General features: G+C 60.7%; 8 protein-coding genes. 6 read left to right on the top strand and 2 right to left on the bottom strand.

Features of this window, described 5'->3' with window-relative positions; translation table 11 throughout:
- Positions 1 to 121 precede the first annotated feature (121 nt).
- Positions 122 to 994 carry an agmatinase gene (gene speB, locus HMPREF0178_RS16730; RefSeq protein WP_009380957.1) on the bottom strand — a complete coding sequence of 291 codons (873 nt, stop codon included), beginning with the start codon at positions 992 to 994 and terminating at the stop codon, positions 122 to 124.
- A 209-nt stretch (positions 995 to 1203) separates the two neighbouring features.
- Between speB and HMPREF0178_RS16725 the strand changes: the two genes are divergently transcribed.
- From HMPREF0178_RS16725 to HMPREF0178_RS16705, 5 genes are all read left to right on the top strand, one after another.
- Positions 1204 to 4371 carry a response regulator gene (locus HMPREF0178_RS16725; protein WP_232281311.1) on the top strand — a complete coding sequence of 1056 codons (3168 nt, stop codon included), beginning with the start codon at positions 1204 to 1206 and terminating at the stop codon, positions 4369 to 4371.
- Between the two features lie 20 nt (positions 4372 to 4391).
- A complete protein-coding gene (locus HMPREF0178_RS16720; RefSeq protein ID WP_009380955.1) occupies positions 4392 to 5483 on the top strand; it encodes a response regulator in 1092 nt (363 codons plus the stop codon).
- The gene (locus HMPREF0178_RS16715; protein ID WP_009380954.1) at positions 5470 to 6567 is read left to right on the top strand and encodes a two-component system response regulator; all 1098 of its coding nucleotides are present in this window, start codon (positions 5470 to 5472) and stop codon (positions 6565 to 6567) included. The genes HMPREF0178_RS16720 and HMPREF0178_RS16715 overlap by 14 nt, the downstream gene beginning before the upstream one ends.
- A gap of 322 nt (positions 6568 to 6889) precedes the next feature.
- The gene (locus HMPREF0178_RS16710; protein WP_009380953.1) at positions 6890 to 7543 is read left to right on the top strand and encodes a GntR family transcriptional regulator; all 654 of its coding nucleotides are present in this window, start codon (positions 6890 to 6892) and stop codon (positions 7541 to 7543) included.
- A gap of 102 nt (positions 7544 to 7645) precedes the next feature.
- Positions 7646 to 9592: an SPOR domain-containing protein gene (locus HMPREF0178_RS16705; RefSeq protein ID WP_009380952.1), complete on the top strand. Its 1947-nt coding sequence runs from the start codon at positions 7646 to 7648 to the stop codon at positions 9590 to 9592.
- 113 nt (positions 9593 to 9705) lie between these two features.
- On the opposite strand, the gene HMPREF0178_RS16700 is transcribed toward HMPREF0178_RS16705, so the two are convergent.
- The gene (locus HMPREF0178_RS16700) at positions 9706 to 10389 is read right to left on the bottom strand and encodes a Crp/Fnr family transcriptional regulator (RefSeq protein WP_009380951.1); all 684 of its coding nucleotides are present in this window, start codon (positions 10387 to 10389) and stop codon (positions 9706 to 9708) included.
- A 270-nt stretch (positions 10390 to 10659) separates the two neighbouring features.
- On the opposite strand from HMPREF0178_RS16700, the gene HMPREF0178_RS16695 reads away from it, so the two are divergent.
- Positions 10660 to 12063, top strand: a complete 1404-nt coding sequence (locus HMPREF0178_RS16695; RefSeq protein ID WP_009380950.1) for an SLC13 family permease — start codon at positions 10660 to 10662, stop codon at positions 12061 to 12063.
- Positions 12064 to 12112 lie beyond the last annotated feature (49 nt).

Below are 12112 nucleotides of genomic sequence, written 5' to 3'. Positions count from 1 at the left end.
CGTCAATGTCCGGAGCGCCCTTTACGGGGCGTTCTGTTTTTCCGTAAAAAAGGGGGGAAAGCTTTTCTTTAGAAAAGCTTTCCCCTTCCTCATACGGTTATCGTGCTAAGGCTGATCCGCTTTACCTGCGTCCGCGCGCTACGATCCCCATGAGGGCATAGGTAAGACGGGCGGCGGCGAAATCGGAAGCGTGCATTCCGGGCACCGGAGCCAGCTCCACGACGTCGAACCCGAGGACATCCCGTCCGGACAGCGTCCGTTCCGCAATATCGAGCGACTGATACCAGCCGAGCCCGCCGGGCACGGGCGTTCCCGTCGCGGGCATGATCGACGGATCGAGGCCATCCACGTCGAAGGTCAGATACACCTGGCGGGGAAAATCCGGGGGGAGCAGTGATTCGGGAAGGCCGCTGCGGGCAATGGATGCCGCATCATGGAATGTGACGCCGTGTTCCTTGCGTGCCTCCGCTTCGTCAAGGCACATGGCCCGCACGCCGAACTGGGCCAGCGGCAGCCCCAAATCCTTGACCGCACGCCGCATGACGCACGCATGGCTCCACGGGCTCCCCTCGTAGCTGTCGCGCAAGTCCGCGTGCGCGTCGAACTGGATGATCCCGAATGTCCCGAACCGCTTTTTCAACGCCGCGAGAGCGCCGTAGGTGACGGTATGCTCGCCGCCAAGCAACACGGGCAGCCCATTGCAATCGAGGATGCCCCCGACCGCCGCTTCCACCCTGCCGAGCACGGTTTCCGGAGAACCGGAAATGTCGACGGCTGGCCACGTATAAATGCCCGCTTCGGCGGGGACGGATTCGCCATCCCACAATTCGAGCTGATCGGAAGCCTCAAGAATGGCTTCCGGGCCCCGCGCCGTCCCTCCGGCATACGACACCGTAGCCTCCAGAGGCACGGGCAACACATGGAACAGGCAGGATTCCGGTTCGGCGACCGGCAATTCCGAGGCAAGGAATCGGTGCGTGGTTTCGTGGGGCATGGAAATATCCTTTTTAAATGTCTGCGAGTGCGGTTGCTTGATACCCTAAATGAGTTTATAATACAAATTACTGAAAATATCTTTCCATTGTGTCTCTCTCCACGTCAACATGCAGACATGCCATGCCTTCTCACACGTTCCGCCGTTTTCTTTTCCCCGCCCTCCGAACGATGCTGGGGTCCTTTCTGTTTGTGTTGACGTTCTCCTTCGTGGCTTTCTCCGAAACCGAACTCTTCCTCTCCCCGGATGAAAAACTCTGGCTGGCCCAGCACCCCGAGCTGCGTCTGGGCGTCATCGCTTCACGCCTGCCGTTCGAAGCGCTCTCTTCCGAAAGGAAACAGGAAGGCATCGCCAGCGACTACGCGAAATGGCTTGAAAAAACGCTCGGGATCCGTTTTGTGGCGCACCCTGTCCCCGATACGGGGCTGCACCTTCCGTTCGGCGAAGGCAAGCTTGACGTGCACCTCTCCGCCGTCGAAACGCCCGAATCGCGTAAAACCATGCTGTTCACCCGGCCATACCTTGAGCTGCCCCTCGTGCTGTTCATGATGAACGATGCGCCGTTCGTCAATGGCCTCCAAGATATGAAGGGAAAACGGGTGGCCGCCGTAGGGGAGCGCTTGCTGGGCATCTTGAAGGACACCTCTCCGGAAATCAGGGCTGTGGAGGCCCGGACCACACGAGAAGCCTTGGAGATGTTGGAACGGCGGCAAGTCGACGCCGTCTTTGAAATCCTCGACGCGGGAACCCACGTCATACGGCTGAACAATATCCCCCAGGTTATCGTCGCCGCGGTGACGCCCTACCGTTTGCCCATACGGATCGGCGTCCGCAAGGACTGGCCGCAGCTTGCCGCCATCCTCGACAAGGCGCTGGGTAGCATTCCTCCCACGGCCTCGCAGGATTTCCATAACCGCTGGTTCAACGTCCAGCGCTCGGCGGAAATCGCCTGGAGCCTGTTCTGGGAAATGACCGCCACGGTCATTCTTATCGCCCTCGGCATCGTACTGACCGCGTTGTTCATGCTCCGCAAAGTGCGCAAGGAAGTCCTCGTCCGGCGGAACACGGAAACCATGCTCAATTCTCTCCTGGAGAACCTGCCCGCCGCCGTCTGCCTGTTCGATTCCTCCTGCCGCTGCCGCAAGCTCAACGCCATGTGCGCAAGCATCTTCGGGTTTACGGCGCAAACGGCCCTCGACGGCGTCCCCGGAACGGATTTCCCCGTGGCTTCAGGCGTGCTTTCCGAAAAAGTGTTGAGGGACGTCCTGGAGTCCGGCGAACCCCGTATGTTCCCCCACTCCCGCACCGATGCGGATGGGAAAACCGCCTACTACCAGACGACGCTCGTCCCCCTGCGCAAGGAGGATGAAAAAACGGATGCCGTCCTCTGCCTGAGTGCCGATATGACCACGCAGAAGCTGCTGGAAAAAAAGCTTTCCGAACAGCTTGCCTTTGCCCAGAAGCTGTTGAAGACCAGCCCAATCGGCGTGCTTATCGCGGTGGAAGGTTTCATCCGGTACAGCAACCCCCGTGCTCGGGAGCTTATGGATCTCCGCGAGGAAATGGATGTGGCCCGCGTCTATCCCCAGTTGCGCGAAGCCGCCGCCATGCTCCCCACGCTTGAAGACACGCTCACCGACATTGCCCTGAAAAGCCGGGACGCGCAGGGCCAGCCGCATGACCTCCGGGTCACCTATACCCGCACCGAGTACGAGGGCGCCCCGGGCATCATCTGCTGGCTGGTCGATGATACCCAGAATAAAGAGCTGGAGAAGCAGCTTGTGCTGGCCAAAGAGGAAGCCGAAACGGCCTCACGCGCCAAGAGCGATTTTCTCGCCAACATGAGCCACGAAATCCGTACGCCCATGAACGGCATCATCGGCATGAGCCATCTGACGCTGCAAACCGAGCTCACGTCCCGCCAAAGGGACTACCTTACCCAGATCAGCACATCGGCAAACACCCTGCTGCGCATTGTCAACGACATTCTGGACTTCTCCAAGATCGAAGCGGGCAAGCTCGAAATGGAACATGCCGACTTCCAACTGGAACAAGTGCTGGAAGAGGTCGCCTCCATTGCGGATCTCAGCGCCGCCGAGAAGGGGCTTGAGCTGCTGTCCCGGATCAGCCCGGACGTCCCGCCGGTACTGGAAGGGGACGCGCTCCGGCTTTCCCAGATACTGCTGAACCTCGTAGGCAACGCCATCAAGTTCACACAGTCCGGCCACGTCCTTGTTTCCGTCACGCAGGAACGCCACGAAGGGAGCAAAACACGTCTCCGTTTCTCCGTCAGCGATACGGGCATCGGCATGACGTCCGAACAGATCGGCAACCTTTTCGAATCGTTCACGCAAGCGGACAACTCCACGACCCGGCGCTACGGCGGCACGGGGCTGGGGCTCGCCATCTGCAAACGCCTCGTGAACCTCATGGGCGGGGAAATCCATGTGAGGAGCACGCCGGGGCATGGCAGCGACTTTGTCTTTACGGCGGAGTTCGGCACGGTGGCCGTCCCGGAACGCCGCCTGCTCCTCCCCTCCCATCCGCTGCATGGAGAACGCATCCTCATTGTTGATGACAATGAGCTCTCTCGGAACATCCTCAGCGGTATGCTCAGGGAATTTCAGCTTGATCCCGTATCGGCGGCCTCGGGTGAAGAGGCCGTCCGGCTCTGCCACGACGCGGCGCGTGAGGGAAAGCCCTATCGCGTCGCCCTCGTTGATTGGCTGATGCCGGGCATGAGCGGCAAGGATACGGCACAAGCCCTTTGCGCGGCGCTTCCCAAGCAGCCCGTCATCCTGTTCATGGCCACCATCCACGACCGGCCCGATGTCCTCGCCCATATCCGGGAAGGGAAAGACATTCCCATGCGGCTCATCACAAAGCCGGTTACGCCCTCCTCCCTCATCTCGGCACTGCTTGAGGCCGAGCAGCCGCAGGACAGGCCCGATCGGGCCGAACCGTCCACCGCCCCCTTCCCCGAACTTATGGGCGCGCGGGTGCTGCTGGCGGAGGACAACGCCATCAACCGGCAGGTCGCCAACGAAATCCTGCAATCAAGCGGCGTCAGCGTGGAGCCCGCCGGGGACGGCCTCGAAGCCGTGGAAAAACTCTGGGAAGGCGGCTACGATGCCGTGCTCATGGATATCCAGATGCCCGGCATGGACGGGCTGAAAGCCACCCGGATCTTGCGGGAATACGCCCGGTTCGACAACCTGCCCATCATCGCCATGACCGCCCATGCCATGAACGGCGACCGGGAAAAGAGCCTTTCCGTGGGTATGCAGGATTATATCGCCAAACCCATTGAGCCTTCTGTCCTCCTTTCCACCCTCGCGCGCTGGATACACCGGGACGGCCGCTCTCCCCGGCGCTGAGCGCCGCCCCGAGGTACCCCATGCACCAGCCAGAGCATACGCCGCGCACGTTGTTCGTCGACGACGAAAGCATCAATCAGCAGATCGGTGCCGAAATCCTGCTCGCCCTCGGAACCGAAGCGGATACCGCCGACAACGGCCTTCAGGCGCTCCGCCTTATCCGCACCCGGCATTACGCCATTGTGTTCACGGATGTGGAAATGCCCGTCATGGATGGAGCCACCCTCACGCATATCCTCCGCAGCGACAGCCGGTACGGCGAACTGCCCATCATCGCCTGCACGGCCATTTCCTCACCGGAAGAGGAAGAGGCGCTCCTCCAAAAAGGCTTCACCGCCGTCCTCCGCAAGCCTTTCGACGTGCAGGCCATGCAAACGGCCCTCAACCGCCATGCCACGCTCTCCGGCGAAGCCCCCGCGCCCTCCCCGGAACCCAGGCCCCGCGTCGAGGCGGGACACGTCATACGGGAAGAGCTTGAGCACCTCCCCGGTTTTTCCGTACGGCAAGGGCTTGATCGGGTCATGGGCAACCTTCCCTTGTACGTCAGCCTCCTGTTCGATTTCCGGCGCGAGCTTGCCGAAGCCGACGACGAGATCAGGCAGGCCCGGCTGCGGGACGATATGCCCTCCATCCGGTCGTCCGTCCACAAACTGAAGGGCATCAGCGGCAACGTCGGCGCAACGGATCTGTATGCGCAGCTTGTGGATCTTGAGCAGTGCCTGCAAGGGGATTCCGCAGAAAATGTCGACAACCTTCTTGACACCCTATACGGCTACGTTACAACGGCCGCGAGTGTCCTTGCGGCTGCGGAGCAGGCCATCGCCGCATATCCCGAAGCCTCTTTGAGCATTCCCGCCGCCGGAGAAGCCCTGGATGTCCACAAGCTGCAACCGGCGCTGTGCGAATGCCTCCTGCTCGTCCGGCAGTACAACACGGCCGCGCGCGAAGCCTTCGAATCCGTCAGGCGTTTTCTCGGCGGGCAGTGCGGGGCGGAAGCGAACGAAATCCAGCACGCCATTGATACCTTCGATTTCGAGAAGGCCGAAAACGGCCTTTTGCACCTTGCACAGCTTTTGGATCTGGAATTGAGAGAACCGAATGGGCTATCCTAAGAAACCCGTGGTACTCGTCGTCGACGACACCATCGCCAATATCCGCATCTTGGATGATCTCCTGCGCGACGAGTACACCGTCCGCGTTGCCACCAACGGTACCACAGCCCTGAGGCTGGCGCTCTCCGAGCCCCGCCCCGACATCGTCCTTTTGGATATTATGATGCCCGAGATGGACGGTTACGAAGTCTGCCGCCGCCTCAAGTCCGATCCCCTCACGAGCAACATCGCCGTCGTTTTCATCACCGCGATGGGGAACGAGGAACACGAGGCCAAGGGGCTCGATCTCGGAGCCGTGGACTTCATCGCCAAGCCCTTCCAGCCCCGCCTCGTCCGGGCGCGGGTATCGAATCACGTCGCGCTCAAAAAATACAACGACGAACTCAACTCGCTGGTCAAGGAACGTACCAAGGAACTGTATCTTTCCCGTTCCGTGACGGTGGAATGTCTCGCTTCGGTCGTGGAAACCCGCGATAACGAAACCGGCGCGCACGTCCGCCGTACGCAGCACGGCGTGGAAATCCTCGCCAAGCGCCTGCGGCTCATGCGGCCCGACATATGGGACGACGATGACGACACCATCGAGCTGTTCCGCGTCTGCGCTCCCCTGCACGATGTCGGCAAGGTCGGCATTCCGGACAGCATCCTCCGCAAGCCCGGCAAGCTCACGGAAGCCGAATTCAACGAGATGAAGAAGCACACCACCCTCGGCTACCAGACCCTGAGCTGGGCGGAAAAGCGCATGGGCGGGCATAACGACTTTTTACGCCTTGGCGCGGTCATCGCCTATACGCACCATGAGCGATGGGACGGGAAAGGATACCCCCGCAGCCTGAAGGGGGAGGAAATCCCCCGCGTGGGGCGGCTCATGGCCCTCGCCGACGTCTATGACGCGCTGATCTCCAAGCGGGTGTACAAACCCGCCTTCGACCACGAAACCGCCAGGAAGATCATCGTGGAAGGCCGGGGGACACAGTTTGATCCGCTTGTCGTCGAAGCTTTTCTGTTTGAAGAGGACGCGTTCCGCTCGCTCATCGTCACATATCCCGACGACGAGAACCCCTTGCTCGTCTCCAACGACTGATACGCTCCCTTTCCATCGGCACACGGCAGGCCGGTTACTGCAATGCGTTCCAGCATTGCAGCCCCTGAGGTGCGGGCAACGGCATTGAAACGTTTCCCGCGCCGTTTGTTGCATGGCGACAGTATGCATCTTTCTATACCCCTTCTGTAACAAAGCCCCTTCAACATCTTGACGTAGCTCCTATTTCCGTTACAGAATGCAGTAGTTCTGTAGAAAAACACATCGAGAATGCTATCCGCCTTGCCTCTCCCGATACACGCTTTCCGATCACTGCGAAACGCCTTACGAACCTTTTCGTCATGTGCCCTTCGAAGGAGAAGTCATGCACACGTTCAAACGCCAGACATACAGCGGCCAGGTTGTCGAATTCATCAAGCGTTGCATACTTGACGGCGAACTCGCTCCCGGCGAGCAAGTTAAGGAAGTCATCCTTTCCGAACGCCTCGGCATCAGCCGCGCACCAATCCGCGAGGCGCTGCAAATCCTCACGCAGGACGGCCTGATCACGTCGGAACCGCAGAAGGGGAAGTACATCCGCAAGATGACCCGTCAGGAAATAGAGAACGAATACGAAATCGGCGGCATCCTTGAAGGCGCGGGTGTGGCCGCCGCCCTGCCGCTCATGAACCACGTGGACATCGCCCGGCTCTCGGGCATGATCGAACATATGGCCCGCCTTGCGCCCAGAGTGGGGGGCCTGTACGAGTTCACCGAAGTCGACGACGCCTTCCACAGCGCCCTGCTCGCCCATTGCGCGAACCGGCGGCTCGTGGAGATGGCCCGTTCCGCCTGTACGAACATCTCCAAATTTCTGTTCTATAACCATTGGAACGTCTTGTTCACTCCACAGGAATTCGTGGATCGGCATCGGGATATTTTCGAAGCCGTGCAGACCCGGAACCCCGCCAAGGTGGAAGAGTCTCTCCGTGAACACTACCGCGAATCGGGGCGGAGGATGGCGCAGTTCGGCTCGTGACGCGTCCCGGCGTCCCCGGGGGATTCTTTTGCTGACGCCGGACCGATTCTCGGATACAGTCTCCCCCGATAGCTGTTTTGAAATCCTATCGAAGGAGCAGATATGAGCACAGATACCCCCGTTCAGAAAGACGAGCCGAACGCCTCCGCGGAACAGCAGTCCGCTCCCGTCCAGCCCGTCTCCGAGGAACCGGTCGCTCCCGTGACGGAAACGGCGGCCACGGATACGGATGCACAGCCCTCACCGGCCCCGGAAACAGAAACCGTGACGCCGCCCCCGGCAGAACCGGCTCCCGCCAAACCTTCCCCCGTTCAGGAGGAAAAAGCGGTTTCCGCGCCCAAAGCCGCCAAGGTATCCAAGTCGCCCGCCCCGGAAGCCCAGCCGCAGACATCCAGCTTCGCTTCCCGCTGTTTCAACGGGCTCGCCTCCGTCGGCCCACTGGTCCTGATTCTTTTCTGGCTTATCCAATCCATGCCGACTTTTATGGGACGGGAGCTGCACGCGCTGCATAACCTGGGCGTCGGCCTGTTCGGCGTCGCCGCGTCCGGCCTGCCCTCCCCCGAGCTTTATCCGGTCTACCACTGGTTCTTGAGCGCCTTAAGCCTCATCCCCGGCATCGGCAGCCTGTCTTTGGCGGCGTATATCCCCGGCGTGCAGCCGACCGCCGGGCTGGAGCAGATCAGCGGTTACCCGGTCCAGCTCCTGCCCATCGCCTCCGCCCTGTCCGCGCTCTTCCTGATCCTTCTGACATGGGCTCTGGCCCGGGCCACCGGCAACGACAGGCGCACGGCCTTCGCTTCCGGCCTGGTGCTCCTGACCGGCTTCGCCTGTATGGGGTTGCCCCGGATTTCAGGCAGCGACATGCTGTTCACGGCCATCCTCACCCTTGCCGGCATCTGTTTGTACCGTGGATGGATCAAGGCATTCGCCCCCCTATGGCTCTTTGCCGGTTTCGCGCTTGTCGCCCTGTCCACGCTGGCCGGAGGCCTGCTTGGCCTCGTTCTTCCGCTGCTTGTCAGCCTCGTATTCCTCCTCTGGCGCGGAACGTTCCGCCGGGCCGGGGCACGCGACGGCGCTCTGGCGTTCGGACTGCTGCTTGTCCTGCTTCTCGCATGGGGTACGTTCATCGCTTTCGGCGACGGCGGGCGCGAACTGCTGAAGACCCTCCTCGAAAACGAATATCTGGCCCCCGTCCTCGAAGCATGGAAGCTGCAGGGGCAAGACTCCTGGATCATCGTGGCCCTGCTTGCCGTCATCTGGCTTCCCTGGACGCTGCTCTTGCTGTTCCTTCCCTGGGGACGGATCGGTGCCTTCTTCAAGGGTATCGTGGTCAACCGCAAGCAACGCCCCGGCCAAGGCTGGCTGTGGTGCAGCGCCATCGTGACGCTGGTGGTCCTCGCCCTGCTTGGCGCGAACATGCCCGTGCTGTTGATGCCCCTCCTGCCGCCTTTGGCCGTCCTGACCGCTCAGGGCGTACTGAACCTTTCCGCGCGCGGCAGCCGCGGCTTTTTCCTCCTGCTGGCGATCCTCTTGATTGTCCTCGGCCTCCTCTTCGCCGCAGCGAATATCTATCCGCTGTTCCTCGGTGAACTTCCCGCGCCGCTTTCCGCCTTGCAGCCCACGCCGCTGGCCTTGGTCGCGGCACTGGTGCAAACCTGCGGGCTCCTTCTGCTTGGCATCATCCTCTGGAAGGCGCTCAACCGCTCCTTCGCCGGAGGCGCCTTGCTTGTCCTGACGTTCCTGGTGCTGGTTTATACGGCTCCGATGACGTACTATGCGGCGGCTGACGCTCCTGTGGTCGTGGTCACACCTGTGGAGCCCGCTCAGGCTCAGGAAGATCCGGCAACGGAGAAGGTGCCTTCTGAAACGCCCGTGCAGCCTTCCGAACCGGACGCCCCGGCAACTGACGAGCAAGCCGCTCCCGCACCTTCCACTCCCGTTGAAGCTCCCGCCGCCACGGAACCGCAAGCCACGCCTCTGCCCGCCCCTGAAGAACCGGCTCCCGCAGCGGAAACGGCTCCTGCGGCCCAGCCCGCTCCCGCGAACTAACGCCCAGTCCAAAATCAATCGCCCCGGATCAGACCGATCCGGGGCGATTTTTCTATGGGGTATGCCGATCCCGTCTCCCCAAAAAAGTTCTCCTCGGCAGCGCCCCGCGTTTGCTACTTTAAAGCCAGTTCGTGAAAACGTTCCATATCCACGATGTACACCTCATCCCGCGAGTACGGGCCGAGCACCGCTTCCCGCTCCAGTTCGCGCAGGGCCTTATTGAGCGTCACCCGATGCACGCCGAGCAGGTTCGCCAGCTCTTGCTGGTTCAGCCCCGGCGACACGCGGGGATTCGGAGCGCCCCCGTCGTCCCGCATACGTAGGTGCAGGAATCGGCAAATGCGCGGGGGCAGCTCCTCAAGGCTCAGGCTCACCGACTGGTTGCACAGCACCCTGACTTTGGAAGCCAAGGAGTGCAACAGCGCCAGCGTCAGGGCGGGATAGTTTGGAAGGATCTCGTGAAGCACGCAATCACGGGAGAAGGCATACACCACGCAATCCGTTCCCGCCACGATGGAACTCCGCGCCGGGACCTCGTCAAAAAACGGCGTTTCCCCCGTCACCGTCCCCGAGCGCATGGACATGAGGATCTTTTCACGCCCGTCGAGCGTCGTCCGCATCAGCCGGGCTTCCCCCTGATGCACATAATAGAGGTATTCGCCTCTTTCCCCGCCGTGCATGATTTCCTCACCCTTGCGGAAACGGAGGCGCGTACCGAGATCCAGGACCTGACGCCACACGCCGGCTTCCGGCGGTATATGGGTGAATTCTATCAGTTTCGCGTCATTCATCTCCATAGGGGCCTCCTTGTGCGCAAACGCCATTATCCCGTACAAGGCGAATAGCCAGATACATTTCCCAACAAAAAAATTTTTATCGACAACGGGTTGTACATCACTCTCACCGCATGGGCAATCCTTTCCGGGCCCGGCCTGTACAACTTTTTCTTCAAAGGAGACAAAAAATATCCATCCTTGAGAAAAATGTAGCAACCGTTACATCACGTATTCTCTTTTACAGCTAGAGTCACTTCAAGCTTTCCGTACCACTCTCTGGAGGAGAAGATCATGACTCTGTCGATGACGGGAAAAAACAGGTCTCTAGCTTTAAAGTGGTTTATATCTTTTGCAATACCTTTGATTGTCTACTGGGCGATGCCCATAGACGGGCAAACCGTCACGCACCATATGGCCCTCTTCCTTTCCATTACGACATGGGCCATCTGCATTTGGGCTATGGATGCAATGAATGAAATTGCCGTTGGCCTTATCCTTCCCGTACTCTACATCGTCCTGTGCGGCGTCAAACAGCAGGTTGTATATTCTCCGTGGCTTTCTGAAGTGCCCCTTATCGTCATAGGCGGTTTCGCACTCGGCAAGATCCTACAGGAAACAGGCCTCGGCAAGCGCATCGGTTTGACTTGCGTGCGTTGCATGGGCGGCAGTTTCACCGGTACTCTTATCGGCATTACCCTCGCCGTCTCCATCGTGGCCCCGCTCGTCCCGGCCATCACAGGCAAGGCCGCCATCTTCTGCGCCATCGGCATCAGCCTGTGCGACGCACTGGACTTCAAGGCCAAGGGACGCGAAGCCACCGCCGTCATCCTTACCTGCTGCCTCGCCGTGGCGTCGACCAAACTGTGCTACCTCACGGGCGGCGCGGACCTCGTACTCGGCATGGGCCTGCTGCAAAAGGCTTCCGGCATCAGCAGCACATGGATGGAATACGCCATGCACAACTTCCTTCCCGGTATGCTGTATACCTTCATGTCTGTGGGGCTGGTCATGCTGATCCTCCCTTCCAAGGTAGATCGGCAGGCCCTGCGCGCCACCTTGCAGACCAAGTATCAGGAACTCGGCCCGGTGACGTCCGAACAGAAGCGCGCCGCCATCCTCATGCTCGTTACCCTCATCCTGCTCGCCACGGACAAACTGCACGGCGTCGCCGCCGGGCTGGTGCTCATCGGCGTCACCTTTGCGGCCTTCCTCCCCGGCGTCCGGCTCCTCGACGGCCCCAAGTTCAGCAAGATCAACTTCGCGCCCCTCTTCTTCATCATGGGCTGCATGACCATCGGCAGCGCCGGCGGCTTCCTCAAGGTGACCACGTGGATCGCCAACAACACCCTGCCCTATCTGCACGGCATGACCACCACAACCGCCGGCCTGGCCTCCTATGTGCTCGGCGCGCTGGCCAACTTCCTCCTGACCCCGCTCGCGGCCACCACGACCATGACGTCTCCCGTCACCGAGCTCGGCATACAGATGAACATGGACCCGCGCATCCTCTTCTATTCGTTCCAGTACGGCCTCGACAACTACCTTTTCCCTTATGAATACGCCGTGATCCTCTACTTCTTCAGCTCCGGCTACATGCTCTTCAAGGATATGCTGAAGGTGCTCGCGGCCCGCATGGTCCTCACCGGCATCTTCCTCTTCTTCCTCGCCATCCCTTACTGGAAGATGGTTTTGTAAGGATTCCGCCGCGGGTCTCCTCCGGGCGGCCCGCGGTTCACCCTCCGCC

Source organism: Bilophila sp. 4_1_30 (assembly GCF_000224655.1).
GTDB lineage: Bacteria > Desulfobacterota > Desulfovibrionia > Desulfovibrionales > Desulfovibrionaceae > Bilophila > Bilophila wadsworthia.
This window is presented reverse-complemented; position numbering and strand designations above follow the sequence as displayed.

Bases quoted from the DNA above. Each gene is read 5' to 3' on its own strand.
- HMPREF0178_RS16695 (WP_009380950.1), top strand. From the start codon at position 10,660: ATGACTCTGTCGATGACGGGAAAAAACAGGTCTCTAGCTTTAAAGTGG.
- HMPREF0178_RS16720 (WP_009380955.1), top strand. From the start codon at position 4,392: ATGCACCAGCCAGAGCATACGCCGCGCACGTTGTTCGTCGACGACGAA.
- speB (WP_009380957.1), bottom strand. From the start codon at position 994: ATGCCCCACGAAACCACGCACCGATTCCTTGCCTCGGAATTGCCGGTC.
- HMPREF0178_RS16710 (WP_009380953.1), top strand. From the start codon at position 6,890: ATGCACACGTTCAAACGCCAGACATACAGCGGCCAGGTTGTCGAATTC.
- HMPREF0178_RS16715 (WP_009380954.1), top strand. From the start codon at position 5,470: ATGGGCTATCCTAAGAAACCCGTGGTACTCGTCGTCGACGACACCATC.
- HMPREF0178_RS16705 (WP_009380952.1), top strand. From the start codon at position 7,646: ATGAGCACAGATACCCCCGTTCAGAAAGACGAGCCGAACGCCTCCGCG.
- HMPREF0178_RS16700 (WP_009380951.1), bottom strand. From the start codon at position 10,389: ATGGAGATGAATGACGCGAAACTGATAGAATTCACCCATATACCGCCG.